The 17128-nt window shown below is 74.4% G+C and carries 18 protein-coding genes and 1 tRNA gene; 4 read left to right on the plus strand and 15 right to left on the minus strand.

All coding sequences use genetic code 11. The features are described from left to right. Nucleotides 1-33: 33 nt before the first annotated feature. The 9 genes from ACRYRX_RS07270 to ACRYRX_RS07310 form a co-directional block, all read right to left on the minus strand. Nucleotides 34-633 (minus strand): MerR family transcriptional regulator, encoded by a 600-nt coding sequence (locus ACRYRX_RS07270; protein WP_432511168.1) that lies wholly within the window; start codon nucleotides 631-633, stop codon nucleotides 34-36. 148 nt (nucleotides 634-781) lie between these two features. Then, nucleotides 782-1261: a bifunctional nuclease family protein gene (locus ACRYRX_RS07275; protein WP_432511169.1), complete on the minus strand. Its 480-nt coding sequence runs from the start codon at nucleotides 1259-1261 to the stop codon at nucleotides 782-784. 87 nt (nucleotides 1262-1348) lie between these two features. Next, nucleotides 1349-2062, minus strand: a complete 714-nt coding sequence (gene ftsR / locus ACRYRX_RS07280) for a transcriptional regulator FtsR (RefSeq protein WP_432511227.1) — start codon at nucleotides 2060-2062, stop codon at nucleotides 1349-1351. Nucleotides 2063-2103: 41 nt separating this feature from the next. Beyond that, nucleotides 2104-2628 (minus strand): FHA domain-containing protein, encoded by a 525-nt coding sequence (locus ACRYRX_RS07285; protein ID WP_432511170.1) that lies wholly within the window; start codon nucleotides 2626-2628, stop codon nucleotides 2104-2106. Between the two features lie 134 nt (nucleotides 2629-2762). Next, nucleotides 2763-3146: a glycine cleavage system protein GcvH gene (gcvH, locus tag ACRYRX_RS07290; RefSeq protein WP_432511171.1), complete on the minus strand. Its 384-nt coding sequence runs from the start codon at nucleotides 3144-3146 to the stop codon at nucleotides 2763-2765. A gap of 40 nt (nucleotides 3147-3186) precedes the next feature. Beyond that, nucleotides 3187-3960 (minus strand): DUF881 domain-containing protein, encoded by a 774-nt coding sequence (locus ACRYRX_RS07295; RefSeq protein WP_432511172.1) that lies wholly within the window; start codon nucleotides 3958-3960, stop codon nucleotides 3187-3189. Continuing rightward, a complete protein-coding gene (locus ACRYRX_RS07300) occupies nucleotides 3957-4289 on the minus strand; it encodes a small basic family protein (protein ID WP_432511173.1) in 333 nt (110 codons plus the stop codon). The genes ACRYRX_RS07295 and ACRYRX_RS07300 overlap by 4 nt, the downstream gene beginning before the upstream one ends. A gap of 11 nt (nucleotides 4290-4300) precedes the next feature. Continuing rightward, nucleotides 4301-5173, minus strand: coding sequence for a DUF881 domain-containing protein (locus ACRYRX_RS07305; RefSeq protein ID WP_432511174.1), 873 nt, complete (start codon nucleotides 5171-5173; stop codon nucleotides 4301-4303). Continuing rightward, nucleotides 5170-5778 (minus strand): CDP-alcohol phosphatidyltransferase family protein, encoded by a 609-nt coding sequence (locus tag ACRYRX_RS07310; RefSeq protein WP_432511175.1) that lies wholly within the window; start codon nucleotides 5776-5778, stop codon nucleotides 5170-5172. The genes ACRYRX_RS07305 and ACRYRX_RS07310 overlap by 4 nt, the downstream gene beginning before the upstream one ends. Nucleotides 5779-5910: 132 nt before the next feature. On the opposite strand from ACRYRX_RS07310, the gene ACRYRX_RS07315 reads away from it, so the two are divergent. Continuing rightward, nucleotides 5911-6666, plus strand: coding sequence for an SDR family NAD(P)-dependent oxidoreductase (locus tag ACRYRX_RS07315; RefSeq protein WP_432511176.1), 756 nt, complete (start codon nucleotides 5911-5913; stop codon nucleotides 6664-6666). A gap of 12 nt (nucleotides 6667-6678) precedes the next feature. Here ACRYRX_RS07315 and hrpA read toward each other — a convergent pair whose 3' ends face one another. Beyond that, nucleotides 6679-10839: an ATP-dependent RNA helicase HrpA gene (gene hrpA / locus ACRYRX_RS07320; RefSeq protein ID WP_432511178.1), complete on the minus strand. Its 4161-nt coding sequence runs from the start codon at nucleotides 10837-10839 to the stop codon at nucleotides 6679-6681. Nucleotides 10840-11021: 182 nt separating this feature from the next. Here hrpA and ACRYRX_RS07325 point away from each other — a divergent pair, with 182 nt between their 5' ends. After that, nucleotides 11022-11609, plus strand: a complete 588-nt coding sequence (locus ACRYRX_RS07325) for a hypothetical protein (RefSeq protein WP_432511179.1) — start codon at nucleotides 11022-11024, stop codon at nucleotides 11607-11609. Nucleotides 11610-11621: 12 nt separating this feature from the next. Here the strand turns inward: ACRYRX_RS07325 and ACRYRX_RS07330 are convergent, their stop codons facing one another. The 3 genes from ACRYRX_RS07330 to ACRYRX_RS07340 are packed head-to-tail and all read right to left on the minus strand — an operon-like array spanning nucleotide 11622 to nucleotide 14349. Beyond that, nucleotides 11622-12716, minus strand: a complete 1095-nt coding sequence (locus tag ACRYRX_RS07330; RefSeq protein ID WP_432511180.1) for an ABC transporter substrate-binding protein — start codon at nucleotides 12714-12716, stop codon at nucleotides 11622-11624. Nucleotides 12717-12739: 23 nt separating this feature from the next. Further along, on the minus strand, nucleotides 12740-13513 hold the full coding sequence (locus ACRYRX_RS07335; RefSeq protein WP_432511181.1) for an ABC transporter permease: 774 nt from the start codon (nucleotides 13511-13513) through the stop codon (nucleotides 12740-12742). Continuing rightward, nucleotides 13510-14349: an ABC transporter ATP-binding protein gene (locus tag ACRYRX_RS07340; RefSeq protein WP_432511182.1), complete on the minus strand. Its 840-nt coding sequence runs from the start codon at nucleotides 14347-14349 to the stop codon at nucleotides 13510-13512. The genes ACRYRX_RS07335 and ACRYRX_RS07340 overlap by 4 nt, the downstream gene beginning before the upstream one ends. 107 nt (nucleotides 14350-14456) lie before the next feature. On the opposite strand from ACRYRX_RS07340, the gene ACRYRX_RS07345 reads away from it, so the two are divergent. Next, nucleotides 14457-14792: a YnfA family protein gene (locus ACRYRX_RS07345; RefSeq protein ID WP_432511183.1), complete on the plus strand. Its 336-nt coding sequence runs from the start codon at nucleotides 14457-14459 to the stop codon at nucleotides 14790-14792. Nucleotides 14793-14819: 27 nt separating this feature from the next. Next, nucleotides 14820-15380, plus strand: a complete 561-nt coding sequence (locus ACRYRX_RS07350; protein ID WP_432511184.1) for a TetR/AcrR family transcriptional regulator — start codon at nucleotides 14820-14822, stop codon at nucleotides 15378-15380. Nucleotides 15381-15480: 100 nt separating this feature from the next. Here the strand turns inward: ACRYRX_RS07350 and ACRYRX_RS07355 are convergent. Then, nucleotides 15481-15554, minus strand: a tRNA-Pro gene (locus ACRYRX_RS07355). A gap of 57 nt (nucleotides 15555-15611) precedes the next feature. After that, nucleotides 15612-17027 carry a ribosome biogenesis GTPase Der gene (gene der / locus ACRYRX_RS07360; RefSeq protein ID WP_432511228.1) on the minus strand — a complete coding sequence of 472 codons (1416 nt, stop codon included), beginning with the start codon at nucleotides 17025-17027 and terminating at the stop codon, nucleotides 15612-15614. Nucleotides 17028-17128 lie beyond the last annotated feature (101 nt).

Consider the following 17128-nt stretch of genomic DNA (forward strand, 5'->3'; position numbering starts at 1 on the left):
GCGGTGCGGGGGTCGTCGTGCGTGACGGGTGGGTCAGCCGGCCTCGCGGGCGGCCCGGCGGCGGGACAGCTCGTCGGCCAGCACCATGGCGCTGTCGCCCTGGGCGCGGTCGGCCGGACGCTCGCTGGGCAGCGACGCCAGCTCGCCCTCGACCTCGCGCCACACGCGGCCGACGGCGATCCCGAAGACGCCCTGGCCACCCTGGACGAGATCTATCACCTCGTCCGCCGAGGTGCACTCGTAGACGCTGGCGCCGTCGGACATCAGCGTGATCTGGGCGAGGTCGTCGATGCCGCGCTCGCGCAGGTGCATGACCGCGGTGCGGATCTGGTGCAGCGACACCCCGGTGTCCAGGAGCCGCTTGACGACCTTCAGGACGAGGATGTCCCGGAACCCGTAGAGGCGTTGCGAACCCGACCCCGAGGCCCCGCGGACGCTGGGGGCGACCAGGTCGGTGCGGGCCCAGTAGTCGAGCTGGCGGTAGGTGATCCCGGCGGCCTTGCACGCGGTCTGCCCGCGGTAGCCGACCTCGTCGTCGAGCACGGGGAGGTCCTCCGCGAACAGCACGCCCTGGGCACGCGCAGGGGGGGACACCTTCTGCGACGACCCTGCGACTGCGTCGCCACTGCTCACGCCGGCCTCCTCGTCATCGCCACCCGTCGAGGTCTCGACCGGAGCGTTCCCTGTACTGACCGTAGAAGAGCACCCCCGGAGCGTCAACGAGGCGCGCGGCGTGGCGTTCCTCGTGACCATCCTGTGACACCTCCCGGGCCCGCAGGCCCTACCGGTCGCCCGAACCGGACTCGAAGTCCTCCGGGGTGATGTGGTCGAGGAACTCGCGGAACTTCTCCACCTCGTCCTCGTCCTCGTCCGGGACGGGCACCCCGCCGGAGTCGAGGACCCCCTCGGCGCTCACGATCGGGCACCCGACGCGCAACGCCAGCGCGATGGCGTCGGAGGTGCGGGAGCTGACGGTCAGCCCACCGTCGAAGGCCAGCTCCGCGAAGTAGACGTTGTCCTTGACCGCCACGATGCGGACCTCCTCCAGACGCCGGCCGACGGCCTCGATGACGTCCTTGAGCAGGTCGTGGGTCAGCGGCCGCGGCGGCACGACGCCCTGCTGGGCGAAGGCGATCGCGCTGGCCTCGGGCGCGCCGATCCAAATGGGCAGGTAACGGTCGCCGTCCCGCTCGCGCAGCAGCACGATCGGGTTGTTGGAAGGCATCTCGACCCTGACGCCGATGACATCGAGCGCTCGCACGGGTTCACCGTACCCCCGGAACGGGCCGGTGGGCCGGTCGGGCCCCGGCGCGTTCACCGGCCGGTCCGCCCCAGGGCCCCGGCGCGTTCACCGGCCGGTCCGCCCCAGGGCCCCGGCGACCAGCGCGGTGTGCAGCCGCAGGCACGCCGCGGCGATCTCGCGGGCGACCTGGTCGGCGCGGGCGGCCTGCTCGGCGGACCCGGCCCGGCCCGAGCGCTGCAGCGGGGCCGCGACCTGCTCGGCCAGCGCGACCTCCCGGTCGGCGGCCGTGCGGAACACCCTCAGGTGCCGGGCCTCGATGCCGTGCGCGGCCAGCGCAGCGGCGGCCCGCAGCACCTCCAGCGCCTCACCGTCGTACCAGGGGCCGCCCGGGGCCGGCGACAGCACGCCGTACCCCTCCAGCGCGTCGAGCAGCTCGGCCTCGACCCCGGACTCGCGCAGCAGCTCACCGCGGGTCAGCCGCAGGCTCGCCGCGTGCCCGTCGAAGCGGTCCGTCCCCGGGACGCCCACCGGGACCGCGTGCCCGGGCACCCGGGGGGCGGACTCGGAGGGGTCGGGCAGCTCCAGGCCGCGGTCGAGGGCCTCGAGGTTCTCCCGGATGACCTTCAGCGGCAGGTAGTGGTCGCGCTGGGCGGCCAGGACGTACCGCAACCGGTCCACGTCGTCGGAGGAGAACTTGCGGTAGCCCGCCGCCGTCCGCCCGGGCTCGACCAGGCCCTGCTCCTCCAGGAAGCGGATCTTGGAGATCGTCAGGTCGGAGAACTCCGGCGACAGGATCGCCATGACCTCCCCGATGGTCATCCGCGGCGCGGCGGGGTCCAGCGACCGGGCGCTCGCCGCGCTCACGCCTCCCCCTGCACCCGCGGGCTCGGGTGGAACTCCAGCCGGTACTTGCCGATCTGGACCTCGTCACCGGCGCGCAGGACCACGTCGTCGATGCGCTCGCGGTTCACGTAGGTGCCGTTGAGGCTGCCGACGTCGCGCACCCGGAAACCGGGACCGGTCACGGGGTCCGGCGCGCGCAGGAACTCGGCGTGCCGGCGCGAGACGGTGACGTCGTCGAGGAAGATGTCGCTGGTCTGGTGACGCCCCGCCGAGGTGCGCTCGGCGTCGAGCAGGAAGCGGGACCCGGCGTTGGGCCCGCGGCGCACCACCAGCAGCGCCGACCCCGCGGGCAGGGCGTCGATCGCCTCGGTGTCGTCGGGGGTCAGCCCCCGGTCGGCGCTCTCGTGGACCTCGGGGACGGCCAGTCCCGCGAAGGACATCGTGGAGTCGACGGGGCGCTCGGCGGAGGAACGCTCCGGGCCCGTCCCCTCGTCCTGACCACCCGTCGGCCCTTGAGTCGGCCCGGAGCCCGGCGCAGACATCGACACCACCTCTCGCTGGCACAGCACGTGACCACTCCCTGCAGGCGGGCGGTCACGCTCGGATCTTCGTGGACAACAGTAGCCGGGACCGACCGCGCAGGTCAGCCCGCCTGCCGGACGTCGTGGGCGGGGCGTCAGCCGACGTGCTGGGCGTACGCCCCGGCGTCCAGCAGCGCCGCGGCCTGCGCAGGGTCCTCGGGGGTGATGGTGAACATCCAGCCGTCGCCGTAGGGGTCGGTGTTGACCAGGTCCGGGCGCGTCTCCAGCCCGGGGTTGTGGCCCGAGACCGTGCCCGAGACCGGCGCGGTGATCTCGCTGACGCTCTTGGTCGACTCGACCTCCCCGACCGCCGCGCCCGCGGTCACGGTCTCCCCCTCGGCCGGCAGCGAGACGTAGACCACGTCGCCGAGCTGGTCCTGGGCGAAGTCGGTGATCCCGACCCGGACGGTGCCGTCGGCCTCGACGCGCACCCACTCGTGCTCGCTGGTGTACCGCAGGTCGGCGGGGACGTTCGACATGGGGCGGGGGGCTCCTCGGCAGACGGGACCCGCCGACGGGTCACGGCGGTGCCGGGCGAGCGTACTGAGGCGCCGAGACGGCGTGCAAGGCGGTGATCGACACGCCGTCCTCCCCCGGTGCCTGCCGCACGTCGAGGTCGGCGCCGGCCGAGCGCAGCGTCTCGCGCACCCCGCCGGGGATGTCCAGGGCCGTGGCCAGGGTGGGCGGGTCCCCGATGACCGTGACGACGTACGGGGAGCGTTCCAGCGTCCCGTCCACCAGCACGCCGCCGGAGCCGGCCGGGGCGTCGGTGAACGCCGTCTGCGCCACCACCCGGGTCCGGCCGACCTGGATGCCCTCGGCCCCCGAGTCGCGCAGCTCCTGGACGAGCTGGATGAAGTTCGTCGAGCGCAGCGAGCCCGCCGGGTCGGTGACGGTCGCCACGATCCCCGGCCCGCGCGCCGGCAGCGTCCCGGCCAGCAGGCCGAACTCCTGGGCCCGCGCGGCCGCGGCCTCCTCGGCGGCCCGGGCCTGGTCCGAGCCCTCGGTGAGCTCGCGGCGGGTGGCCTCGAGCTCCTGCACCTCCCCGGCCAGCCGGTCCCCGCGCTCGGTGGTGTCGTCCAGGATGCGCACCAGGTCGCTCTCGCGCAGGTCGGCCAGCCCGGAGGTCGACGTCTGCCGGACCTGGACGGCGAAACCGAAACCCAGTGCGGCGCACAGGACCCCGGCCAGGACCTGACCGCGGGTCACCCGCGGGGACGCGGCCCGCCACAGCCGGCGCCACGGCCGGGGCCGCGGTCCGCCGCGGCCCGCGGGCGGGGTCGGCCCGCTCATGCGCGGAACAGGTGCCGGCGGATCGCGGCGACGTTGGAGAAGATGCGCACCCCCAGCACGACGACGACGCCCGTCGACAGCTGCGACCCGACGCCGAGCTGGTCGCCGAGGTAGACGATGACGGCCGCGACGACGGCGTTGGACAGGAACGAGACGACGAACACCTTGTCGTCGAAGATCCCGTCGAGCACCGCGCGCAGGCCGCCGAAGACCGCGTCGAGCGCGGCCACCACCGCGATCGGCAGGTAGGGCTGCAGGAACACCGGCACCTCGGGGTGCAGCAGCACCCCGGCGACGATGCCCACCAGGAGTCCGAGGGCGGCGATCACGACGGGAGACCCTACTGTCCCGGCCCCGCGGACCCGTCCGCGCCGCGGGCCGAGCGCAGGTCCAGCCGCGCGGCGGGCAGGGTGAGGTCGTCGGCCGCGCCGACCCGCGCGCGCACGCCGTAGTTGTCCCGCAGGACCTGCAGGTACCGGCCCGCGACCGAGGTCGCGAACGCCGTCTGCATCGCCGCGGGGTCACCGACGGCGGAGATCGTGTACGGCGGCGTCAGGGGGCGGTAGTCGACGAGCACGGCCTCCCCGGCGGCCCGGATCGAGGACAGCGCCCCCAGCCGCTGGCCGTTGACGGCGACCGCCTCGGCCCCGGCGGCCCACAGGCCGTTGACGACGAGCTGCACGTCGCGGTCGACGACCCGCCCCGAGGTGCCCGTGCCCTCGGCGGTGGCCGGCGCGTCGTCGAGGACGACCTCCAGCCCCGGGCCGGTGACGGGCGTCCCGGCGGCGGCGACCGACAGCGCGGCGGACTCGGCGTCGGCCGAGGCGGCCGGGGCGCCCCCGAGCCGGGCGGCCAGTTCCGCGTTGCCCGCCTGCAGGTCCGCGGCCCGGGCCCCGAGGGCGTCGGCGCGGGCGGTGCCGTCCTCGATGCGCTCGACCAGCGCGGCGCGCCCGCGGTCGTCGGCGGGTCCGGCGGCCGCCGCCCGCACCCCGGCGACGGCGAACAGCACGCCGACGGCCAGCAGCGCCAGGACCGTCCCGGCCCGCGCCGGGGCGGAGCGGCCGGCCCCCGTCCGGGCCCCGCGCTCGGCCGCGGCGGCGTACCCGGGGTCCAGCGGCCGCGTCATGACCTCGGTCAGCAGCCGGGTGCTGGCCGCGGGGTCGCGGTCCGGGTCGGGGTGGACGGGCAGCCTCGGCAGCTTCGGCAACCTCACCGGTCCCGCTCCCGCTGCTGCTCCTGCTGGTGCTCGCGCCGGAGCTGGGCGACCTGCCGCAGGTAGAGGACCCCGGCCCACCAGTACAGCCCGGTGCCCCACAGGGCGAACGCCCAGCCCAGCGCCCCGGCGACCAGGGACAGGGTGCGGGAGACCTCCCCGAGCAGCAGCAGCGGGAAGGCGTACAGCAGGCAGAACGTCCCGGCCTTGCCGAGCAGGTGCACGGGCAGCGCGCTGTGGCCGAGCCGCGCGAGCACCGGCAGGGTGGCCAGCATCGTGGCGTCGCGGGCCACCAGCACGACCACGAGCCACCAGGGGATGAGCCCGCGGTAGGCCAGCCCCAGCAGCGTCGTGAGGATGTAGAGCCGGTCGGCGAACGGGTCGAGCACCTGGCCCAGCCGCGTCACCTGGTTCCAGCGCCGCGCGAGGTTCCCGTCGAGGTAGTCGCTGGCCCCGCTCACCGCGAGCACCACCAGGGCCCAGCCGTCGTGGCCGGCGACGATGAGCACCGCGAAGACGGGGACGAGCAGCAGGCGCAGGGCGCTCAGCGCGTTGGGCAGCGTGAGGACCCGGTCGCTGACGACCTGACCGTCCGCCGTCGTCACGCCGTCCGCCCCCCACCCGTTCACCCGTCCGGACCCAGCAGCTTACGTCCCCGCCCTCCGGGGGCCGCCCGCCCGGCGTACAGTCGGACGGTAGTCCGACACCTGTCGAAGACACGATCAGAGGAGATCACCGTGCCCACCTACGACCTCGCCGACCGCTCCGCCGTCGTCACCGGCGGCGGCTCCGGCATCGGCCGCGCCGTCGCCCTCGAACTGGCCCGCAACGGCGCCGCCGTCCTCGTCGCGGACCTGTCGCGCACCGCCGCCGAGGCGGTCGCCGCCGAGATCACCGCCGCCGGTGGCACCGCGCGCGCGTTCGCGGGGGACGTGACCGACTACGACGCGAACGTCGCGATGGTCGCCGCGGCGGGTGAGCTGGCCCCGCTGAGGGTGGCCGTCAACAACGCCGGCATCGGCGGGGACGCCGAACCCGTCGCCGAGTACTCCCTCGACTCCTGGCACAAGGTCATCGACGTCAACCTCAACGCCGTGTTCTACGGCCTCAAGGCCCAGATCCCCGCGATGGTCGCCGCCGGCGGCGGCTCGATCGTGAACATGGCCTCGGTGCTCGGCAGCGTCGGCATCGCGCGCTCCAGCGCCTACGTCACCTCCAAGCACGCCGTGGTCGGCCTCACGAAGAACGCCGCGCTGGAGTACTCCGCGCAGGGCGTGCGGGTCAACGCGATCGGCCCGGGGTTCATCAGCACCCCGCTGCTGGAGGCGAACCTGTCCGACGAGGCCCAGGCCGCCCTGGCCGCCCAGCACGCCACCGGCCGGCTCGGGACCCCCGAGGAGGTCGCCGCGCTGACCGCCTTCCTGGCCAGCGACGCCGCGAGCTTCGTGACCGGGTCCTACCACCTCGTCGACGGCGGCTACGCGGCGCACTGAGGCGGCGACGGCTCAGGTCTCGGCCAGCGCCTTCAGGACGCGCTCGTCGCTGACCGGGTGCGCCGTCGGGATCCCCTGGGCGAACTTCTGCAGCCGCAGTTCCTCCAGGGTCCACCGGATCCGCGCGAGCTCGGGCGGCACCGGGGTCCCGGCCCGGCGCACCCGCTGCACCCAGGCGTCGCGGACGCGGGCGAACTCGGCCATCCGCACCCGGTCCCGCTGCGGGTTGTCGGGCATCGTCGCCAGCCGGCGGTCGATGCCCTGCAGGTACCGCAGCAGGTCCGGGAGGCGGTCGACGCCCGTCTCGGCGACGAAACCGGCGTGCACGAGCCCGGTGAACTGCTCGCGGACGTCGGCCAGCGACGGCACCAGCGCCAGGCTGCCGGTCCGGGAGATGTTCTTCTCCACGGCGGCGGCGGTGCGCAGGACCCGCAGCGTCCGGTCCACGGTCGTCGCGGTGAGCGCGGTGAACCGCGGCCGCACGGCCTCGACCAGCCGGGCGAAACCCGCGGCCGTCCGCACGCCCGCCCCGCCGGCCTCGTCGAGCAGGTGCGCCGCCGCGGCGCGGGCCGCGTCGGCGACGACGGCGTTCGCGTCGCCGTGCGGGGCGCGGGCCAGCAGCAGCCGCGCGTCGTTGGACAGGCCGTCCAGCACGGCCTTCGCCGGGGACGGCAGGGCCAGCGACAGCAGCCGCAGCACGCCCTCGCGGTGCGCGACGGCGGCCTGCCCGGCGGTCGGGAACGTCCGCAACCCCACGGTCGCCCCCTCGTCGACCAGGGCGGGGAACGAGGTGACGTCGGTGCCCCGGACGACGCTGGTGTGGGTCGGGGGGATCTCCGGCGGCAGGTTCGCCCAGGACGTCTCCCCCGTGCGCTGCACCTCGTCGGCGGCCTCGGTGAGGGTCTGCTCGACCGTCTGCTCCAGCTGGGCCCGCAACCGGGCGAAGTCCTTGCCGGCGGCCAGGACCTCCCCGTCGGCGCCGCGCACCCGGAAGGTGGGGCGCAGGTGCGCCGGGACCTTCGACCAGTCGACGTCCTGCTCGTAGATCTCGGTGCCGTCGCCCAGCCGCGGCAGTTCCCGCTCGAACGCGGCCCAGAACCGCTCCTCGTGCGGGCGGACCCGCTCCAGGAACCGGGCCGCCTTGTCCGGCGCCGGGGCGAGGTTGCGGCGCAGCTCCTTGGGCAGGGAGCGGATCATCGCGGTCACCAGCTCGTGCCGGAAACCCGGCACCTGCCACAGCAGGTCCCGGTCGTCGAAGCGGTTGACGACCTCCACGGGCACGTCGACGGTCAGGCCGTCGGCGGGCGAGCCGGGGTCGAACACGTACTCCAGCCGCAGGTCGAGGTCGCCCTGGCGCCACGACAGCGGGAACTGCTCCTCGCTGACCGCGTCCTCCTCGGTGACGAGCATGGCCGGGTCGAAGGTGAGCAGGTCGGGGTCGCGGCGGCGGGCGTCCTTCCACCAGGCGTCGAAGTGCCGGCCCGAGACGACGTCCGCGGGGATCCGGGCGTCGTAGAACGCGAACAGCACCTCGTCGTCGACGACGATGTCGCGGCGGCGGGCGCGGTGCTCCAGCTCCTCGGCCTCGGCCAGCAGTTCGCGGTTGCGGTGGAAGAACTCGTGGCGGGTCTCGAAGTCGCCCTCGACCAGGGCGTTGCGCAGGAACAGGTCGCGGGACAGCTCCGGGTCGATCCCGCCGTAGGGGACGGTCCGGTTCGCCACGACCGGGACGCCGTACAGGGTGACCCGCTCGTCGGCCACGACCGCGGCCCGCTTGCGCGACCACCGCGGCTCGGAGTACGTGCGCTTGACGACGTGCTCGGCCAGCGGCTCGATCCAGCGGGGGTCGATCCCGGCGACCACGCGCGCCCACAGCCGCGACGTCTCGACGAGTTCGGCGGCCACGACCCAGTCGGGGTTCTTGCGGCCCAGCGCCGAACCGGGCGAGACCGCGAACTTCGCCCCTCGAGCGCCGAGGTACTCCACCTGGGCCCGGCGGTTCTCCCGCCGGCCCTTCTGCTCCTCCCGGACGTCCTTGAGCCCGATGTTGCCCAGCAGCCCGGCCAGCAGGGACCGGTGGACGGCGTCGGCGTCGTACCCGGGGTCGGGGAACAGCTCCCCCTCGGCGAGCTCGGCCGGTTCGGGCCGCTCGACCTCGAACTTCAGGTCCCGCACGACGCGGCGCAGCTGGGCGTAGGTGTCCTGCCACTCGCGGATGCGCAGGAAGTGCAGCATCTCGCTCTTGACCCGCCGCCGGAACGCCGAGCTGGACAGGTCCCGCTGCAGGTTCTGCAGGTAGGACCACAGGTTCAGGTAGGTCAGGAAGTCCGACGTCTCGTTCCGGAACCGGGCGTGCAGCTGCGCGGCCCGGTCGCGCTGCTCGAGGGGGCGTTCGCGCGGGTCCTGCACCGACAACGCCGCGACGACGACCAGGACGTCGCGCAGGCAGCCGTTGCGCTGGGCCTCCAGCACCATCCGCCCCAGCCGGGGGTCGATCGGCAGCCGGGCCAGGTCCCGGCCGGTCCGGGTCAGCCGCGGCACCCCACGGTCGGCCGGGCGGGCCTCCTCCAGCGCCCCCAGCTCGGCCAGCAGCCCCAGGCCGTCGGTGATCGCGCGCTGCTCGGGGGGTTCGACGAAGGGGAACGCGGCGATGTCCCCCAGCCCCAGGGACGCCATCTGCAGGATGACCGCGGCGAGGTTGGTCCGCAGGATCTCCGGGTCGGTGAACTCCGGGCGCGACTCGAAGTCGGCCTGGGAGTACAGCCGGATGCAGATGCCGTCGGCGACGCGGCCGCAGCGCCCGGCGCGCTGGTTCGCCGACGCCTGCGAGATCCGCTCGACCGGCAGGCGCTGCACCTTCGTGCGGTGCGAGTACCGCGAGATGCGGGCGGTGCCGGCGTCGACGACGTACCGGATCCCGGGCACCGTCAGGGACGTCTCGGCGACGTTCGTGGCCAGCACGATCCGCCGGTTCCCGTGCGGCCGGAACACCCGGTGCTGCTCCTCGGCGGACAGCCGCGCGAACAGCGGCAGGATCTCCGTCCCGCGGAACTCCCGTTCGCGCACCAGGTCGCCGAGCGCGTCGGCGGTGTCGCGGATCTCCCGTTCACCGGGCAGGAACACCAGGACGTCGCCGGGACCCTCGGCGCCCAGTTCGCGGACGGCGTCGAGGATGGCCTCGGTCTGGTCCCGGTCGTCGCCGACCAGCTGCTCCAGCGCGTCGTCGGAGTCCAGGGAGTCCCCGGCGTCGTCGAGGTCGGCCCCGAGGAGTTCCTCGGCCAGTTCGGCCGCCAGCAGCGGCCGGTACCGGACCTCGACCGGGTAGGTGCGCCCGGAGACCTCCAGGATCGGCGCCCCGCCGAAGTGCCGGGAGAACCGCTCGGGGTCGATCGTCGCGGAGGTGATGACGAGTTTGAGGTCGGGCCGGGTCGGCAGCAGCCGCGCGAGGTAGCCGAGCAGGAAGTCGATCGTCAGGCTGCGCTCGTGCGCCTCGTCGACGATGAGCGTGTCGTACTGCAGCAGTTCGGGATCGCGCTGGATCTCGGCCAGCAGGATGCCGTCGGTCATGACCTTGACGAGGCTGTCCTCGCCGACGGTGTCGGTGAACCGGACCGCGTACCCGACCGTCCCGCCGAGTTCGGTGTGCAGTTCCTCGGCGACGCGCTCGGCGACGGCGCGGGCCGCGATGCGCCGGGGCTGGGTGTGCCCGATGCGGCCGCGCACGCCGCGGCCGATCTCCAGGCAGATCTTCGGCAGCTGGGTCGTCTTGCCCGACCCGGTCTCCCCCGCGACGACGATCACCTGGTGCTCGCGCAGGGCGGCGGCGATCCGGTCCTTCTCCTGGCTGACGGGCAACTGCTCGGGGTAGTCGACCGCGGGCACCGACGCGGCCCGCCGGGCGGTGCGCGCCTCGGCCGCCGCGGTGAGTTCCTCCAGGGCGGGCAGCTCGGCCTCGAACGCCTCGCGGGGCCGGCGCGCGAGCCCGGCCAGTCGGCGCCGGACGCGGTCCTCCTCGCGCAGCGAGACCGCGCCGAGGCGCTGCGCGAGGTCGAGCGCGCGGGGGTCGTCGGGCAGGGCCCGCGCCGGTGCCCCGGTGCGCCGGGGACCGGTGTCGCGGGAGGAGCGCCTGCGGGACCGGGATCGGGAGGAGGACGAGGACGAGGAGGAGGACATGGCCCGTCGAGTCTAGGCGCCCGGGGCGCACCCCCACCCGTTCGGACCAGTCCCTCACCCCCCGTGCGGTTCCCGCGGTCCGATTCGGGCATTCCGCTTGTGCCGCGTCCCCCGGACGGGCCAAGCTGCCTCCGGTCGTCACGGGGGGTGACGACTCGACGATCTTCTGGGGGGAAGACACCATGTTCGTCCACGCACGCACCCGTACCGTCGCCCGGCGGGCGCTCGGCGCCGCCGCCGCGCTGGCCCTCGGCACCGGCCTGGCCGCCGTGGGCGCCCAGGCGGCCCACGCCACCGCCGGGGACACCTCGGTGGACAGTTCCGTGGTCCTGCGCGGGGGCGCCCTCAGCGTCCGCAGCGCGCTGGCCGCGCACCCGGAGAACACCTACGTCGAGTCGCGCCTCGTGGGGCGCCTGTCCGTGGCGTGCTTCGCCGGCGGCCAGGTGGTGCCCGGCACGGGCACCGACGTGGGCCGGGTCGTCACCGGCGACCTCGGCGGGGCGCCCTGGTACAACAACGGCTACCTCGTCGACGCGGTCGCCCCCGCCGGCACCACGTCGGTCTCCGCCCCGGTCGTGCTGAAGAACGTCCTGGCCGACCGCGCCGGGCTGGTGCGGGAGAAGACCTGCGCGGCGGGGCAGCAGGCCGGTTTCCACCGCTACCTCGTGACCGGCTTCAGCTCCCAGCGGCACGCCTTCGACGGCACCGTCCTGGGCACCGACACCGGGTCGACCTGGGTGTCGTACCGGTTCCCGGCGCCGGCGGCCTGAGCGGGCCGGTCCTCAGGGGACGGGCCAGACGAGGCTGCCGCCGTCGTCGTACAGCGACGGCACCAGGTCGGCGACGACGACCTGCGACAGGTCCGGGACGGCGGGGATCTGCCCCATCCGCACGAGGAAGTCGCCCTCGGTCCGGACGGTGGTCTCGTCGATCTGGCCGAGCACCTGCCCGGCGGGCAGGGAGTCCCGGACGAGCCGGTCCTCGGTCTGCCAGACCTGCACGTTGTGGTCGGTGTCGTACCCGGCCTGGGACAGCGCCGCGGCGTCGGCGACGCACTCGGCGGCGTGCTCCCCGCAGTAGGCGTAGGCCTTCAGCTGGGCGCGCAGGAAGTCCTCGACGGCACCGCGGTGCTCGGCGAGGAACCCCGGGTCGACGATCGTGGTGGCCATCGACCCGGGGACGCCGAAGTCCTCGGGGTTCCACTGGGTAACCTCCTCGCCCTTCGCGGCCAGGGTGAGGGGTTCGTTGGACTTGTAACCGGTCAGCGACTGCACCTGGCCGCGGACCAGGACGGTGGGGTCGTAGCCGACGACGACCTGGGTGATCTTCGACAGGTCCACGCCGGCGGCGCGCAGCATGGCCTCGATGGTCACCGGCAGGGCGCCCTTCTGGCCCAGCGTGGTCCCCTCGAGCTGCTTGAGGTCGGTGGTGCCCGGCTCGGTCATGAGGGTGGCGACGGGGACGTGCCCGAACATCGCGACGGCCTGGACGTCGACGCCGTTGGCGACGTTGACCAGGACGTCGCCGTTGCCGGCGATGGAGGAGATCTGCGCGGTGCCGGCGGCGACCAGCTGCGCGTTCTGCGCGGTCTCCCCCGTCCCGGGCTGGATCTCCACGTCGAGGCACAGGTCGTCGAAGTAGCCGAGGGCGCGCGCCGCGATCGGGTCCAGGATGCTGGCCGAGGCCTGGTACTGGAACCCCGTGACGTAGGTGATCGTCCCGGCGGCCTCGTTGGCGCGGCACCGCTCCGGCGTGACCGCCGACCCCCGGCTGCCGGTGGGGGTGGAACCCCCGGTGGGTTCGTCGGCGCCGCCGCAGGCGGTGAGCAGCAGCGCGGCGGTCGCGCCGGCGGTGACGGCGGTGCGGAGGCGGTTCACGGGTCTCTCCTGGTCCTCGGCGGTCAGCGGTGCTGGGAGTCGTGCCACGACAGCGCACGACGCTCGACGGTGGTGACGACCAGCAGCATGAGCGATCCCATCGCGGCCAGGCAGGCGATCGCGGCGAAAACCCGGTCCAGCTGGGAGTTCGAGCTGGCGACGCTGATGAGGGTGCCCAGGCCGGCCTGGGCGCCGGCGGCGGAGAACTCCGCGACGATGGCCCCGACCAGGGACAGCGGGAACACCACGCGTAGGGCCGAGAACAGGTACGGCAGGGCGCTGGGGAACCGCAGCCGCAGCAGGACGTCCAGGCGGGAGGCGTCCACGGTCCGGAACACCTGCAGGACGTGGCGGTCGACCGAGCGCAGGCCGGTGACGGTGTTCATGAGCACGGGGAAGAACGTGATGAGCCCGGTGACGATGACCTTGGGCAGCATGCCGAACCCGAACGCGACGACGAGCGCCGGGGCGATCGCCACCACGGGGGTGACGTTGAGGATGACGGCCAGCGGCGTCAGCCCGCGCCGGAAGATCGTGGACTCGCAGACCAGCACCGCGAGCAGCGCCGCCGCGACACCGCCGGTCAGCAGGCCCAGCAGGGCCTCCTGCAGCGTCGTCCAGGCGTTCGTCAGGTACAGCTCGGGCTGGTCGAGGAACTGCTGCCCGACGCTGGACAGGCTCGGCAGCACGTACGGGTTCTCGCGCGCCACCCAGGTCCAGGCGGCCGCGGCGGCGAGCAGCGCGACGAGCGTGGGGAGCCAGAACCTCGGGTGGACCCACCGGGGGGTGCCGCTCACGCCACGTCCCGCCCGGAACCGGCCAGCGGGTTCCAGGCCGTCTCGAGGATCTCCCGGACGCGGTGCTCGTGGTCGTGCATGGCCGTGGAGTCCAGCAGGCCGTGGTGCCGCGGCCGGTCGAGGTCGACCTCGACCACCCCGGCGACCCGGCCCGGGGCCGCGGCCATGACCACGACGGTGTCGGACAGCAGGACGGCCTCGGCGATGGAGTGGGTGACGAACACGACGGTGGTCCGCAGCTCCTGCCAGACGTCGAGCAGCTGCAGCTGCGCCGACTCGCGGGTGAACTCGTCCAGCGCCGAGAACGGCTCGTCCATGAGCAGGACGTCGGGTTCGAGGGCGAACGCGCGGGCGATCGCGGTGCGCTGCTGCATGCCGCCGGACAGCTGCCCGGGACGGCGGTGCAGGACGTCCCCCAGCCCCAGCCGGGTCAGCAGCGCCACCGGGTCCGAGGCCAGGCCGCGCTGGGGTTCGCGGCCGCGCCCGGCCCGCCGGTTGACCTTCTCCAGCACCCGGACGTTGCCGAGGACGTCCAGCCAGGGCAGCAGCGCCGGGGCCTGCGGGACGAACCCGACGACCTTGGCGGCGCGGGCCTGGGCGGTGGTGCGCCCGCAGATGCGGACGGTCCCGCGGTCGGGTTCCTCCAGCCCGGCGATCATCCGCAGCAGGGTGGACTTGCCGCAGCCGGAGGGGCCGATGACGCTGACGAACCGGCCCCGCGGGACCTGCAGGTCGACGTGGGCCAGGGCCTGGACGGCGCGCTGGCCGCTGCCGTAGGTCTTGCAGGCGTCGCTGACGGCCACGAAGGGCAGGTCGGACGGCTGCTCGCTGGGCATGTCGCGACCCTATCCGGGCGCGGGGGCCGGCAGCCGCGCCACCCCCGCTCTGCTTGAACCTTGAAGCAGGGATCCGCCCCGGACGGCCCGCCGGTACCGTCCGCGGGGTGGACACCGTGCGCTCGATCGTGCTCTTCGTGCTCGCCGCCGTCCTGGAGATCGGCGGGGCGTGGCTGGTGTGGCAGGGCGTGCGCGAGCACCGCGGCCTGGCGTGGGTCGGGGCGGGCGTCATCGCCCTGGGCCTGTACGGCTTCGTCGCCACCCTGCAGCCCGACGTCTCCTTCGGGCGCGTCCTCGCCGCCTACGGCGGCGTGTTCGTCGCCGGGTCCCTGGCCTGGGGCGCGCTCGTGGACGGCTACCGGCCCGACCGGTACGACGTCGCCGGCGCCCTGGTGTGCCTGGCCGGGGTCGCGATCATCATGTACGCGCCCCGTCCCCGCTGAGGCGGCCGGCGCGGGTAGGGTTCCGGGGTGGACGCACGGGCGCAGAGGAGTTTCGAGCGCCTGTCGGCCGCCGTGCTGGAACTGGCCGCGGGCGGTGCCCCCGAGACCCTGTCCGTCGCCGAGGTCGCCCGCACCGCCGGCGTGCACCGGTCGACGTTCTACGAGCACAGCGAGTCCCCCTCCGCGCTGCTGCGGGAGGTGCTGCGCGGCGAGCTCGACGACGCCCGCGAGCGCCACCTCGGCGGGAGCGGGGACCGGGACTGGGCCGCGGCCGTGCGCGCCACCACCCTGGACGTCCTGGCCCACCTCGAACGGCACCGCGCCGTCTACCTGCGCAGCCTGGGCAGCCCGACCGACGGCACGCTGCGCACGCTGCTGGCCGAGCACTTCCACGCCTCGATCCTGCTGCTGGCCGACCGCGGCGCCCTGCGCTCCCCCGTCGCCGACGTCGACCTGGTGGCCCGGTACGTGGCCGAGGGCACGACCGGGGCGCTGTCGGCGTGGCTGACCCGCGAGGTGCGCGACGCCGGGGACTTCCTGGCGGCGTTCGCGCGGCTCGTGCCGTCCTGGTGGCCGCTGGGCGCCTGAGGCCCACCGGGCAGGCACCGGGCAGGCCCCGGGCAGGCCCCGCCCCGGGAACGACGAAGCGGGTGCCCACCCCGTGAGGTGGACACCCGCTGCGATCCGGTCGGGCTGACAGGATTTGAACCTGCGACCCCTTGACCCCCAGTCAAGTGCGCTACCAAGCTGCGCCACAGCCCGAATCGATGGTGCTGGTACTACCCGGCCCCCGTCCTGCGAGCCGGGTAGAACCTTACCTCATCGTTTGCGCTTCTCCCGCACCCGCACGCTCAGCTCGATCGGCGTGCCGACGAAACCGAACTCCTCGCGCAACCGGCGCTCGATGAACCGGCGGTACCCGGCCTCCAGGAAGCCGCTGGCGAAGACGACGAAGCGCGGCGGGCGGGTCGAGGCCTGCGTCCCGAACAGGATGCGCGGCTGCTTGCCCCCGCGGACCGGGTGCGGGTGGGCGGCGACGATCTGCCCGAGGAAGGCGTTGAGCCGGCCGGTGGGGATGCGCGTCTCCCAGGACTCCAGGGCCTGGTCGATGGCCGGCACGAGCTTCTCCATGTGCCGGCCCGTCTGCGCCGACACGTTGACCCGCGGGGCCCACGGGATCTGGACGAGCTCCTTCTCGATCTCGCGCTCGAGGTAGTGCCGGCGTTCCTCGTCGGTCAGGTCCCACTTGTTGTAGGCCACGACCAGCGCCCGGCCCGACTCCACGACGGTGGAGATGATCCGGATGTCCTGCTCGGCGATCGGCACGCTGGCGTCGACGAGCACGACGGCCACCTCGGCCTTCTCCAGCGCCGTCTGCGTGCGCAGCGAGGCGTAGAAGTCCGCGCCCTTGGTCAGGTGCACGCGGCGGCGGATGCCGGCGGTGTCGACGAAGCGCCAGGTGCGCCCGCCCAGCTCGATGATCTCGTCGACCGGGTCGCGGGTCGTGCCGGCCGTGGGGTGGACCACGACGCGCTCGGAGCCGGCGAGCTGGTTGAGCATCGAGCTCTTGCCGACGTTGGGCCGGCCCAGCAGGGCCACCCGCCGCGGGCCGCCCTCGGGCAGCAGGCCGCCGCCGACCGCGGAGACCTCCGGCAGCACCTTGACGGCCGCGTCGAGGGCGTCGCCGGTGCCGCGGCCGTGCAGGGCCGAGACGGGGAACGGCTCCCCCAGCCCCAGGGACCACAGCTCGGTGGCGTCGGCCTCCTGCTTGGGGCCGTCGACCTTGTTCGCGACGAGCACCACGGGGCGCCCGGAGCGGCGCAGCAGCCGCACGACCTGCTCGTCCCCGGCGGTCGCGCCGACGGTCCCGTCGACGACGAACATCACGGCGTCGGCCAGCTCGATGGCCAGCTCGGCCTGGTCGGCCACGGCGAGGTTCAGCCCCTCGGCCTTGGCCTCCCAGCCGCCGGTGTCGACGAGGGTGAAGTCGCGCCCGGCCCAGTTCGCCGGGTACGCCACGCGGTCGCGGGTGACGCCGGGGACGTCCTCCACGACGGCCTCGCGGCGGCCGATGATGCGGTTCACGAGCGTCGACTTGCCCACGTTCGGGCGGCCGACCACGGCCAGCACCGGCAGCGGCCCGGCGGGGGCGTCCCCGTCGTCCTGCGCGCCGTCGGCGTCCAGGAGCGCGACGTCCTCCTCGGAGAGGTCGTACTCCTGCAGGCCGACGCGCAGCGCCTGCTCGACGTTCTCGTCGGGGACCTCGCCGGGGTTCCCGGAGACGTCCTGGGACGTGTTCTGGGTGGTGTTCTGGGTGGTGTTCTGGGGGGTGTCGT

Source organism: Kineococcus lubricus (genome assembly GCF_050871965.1).
Lineage (GTDB): Bacteria > Actinomycetota > Actinomycetes > Actinomycetales > Kineococcaceae > Kineococcus.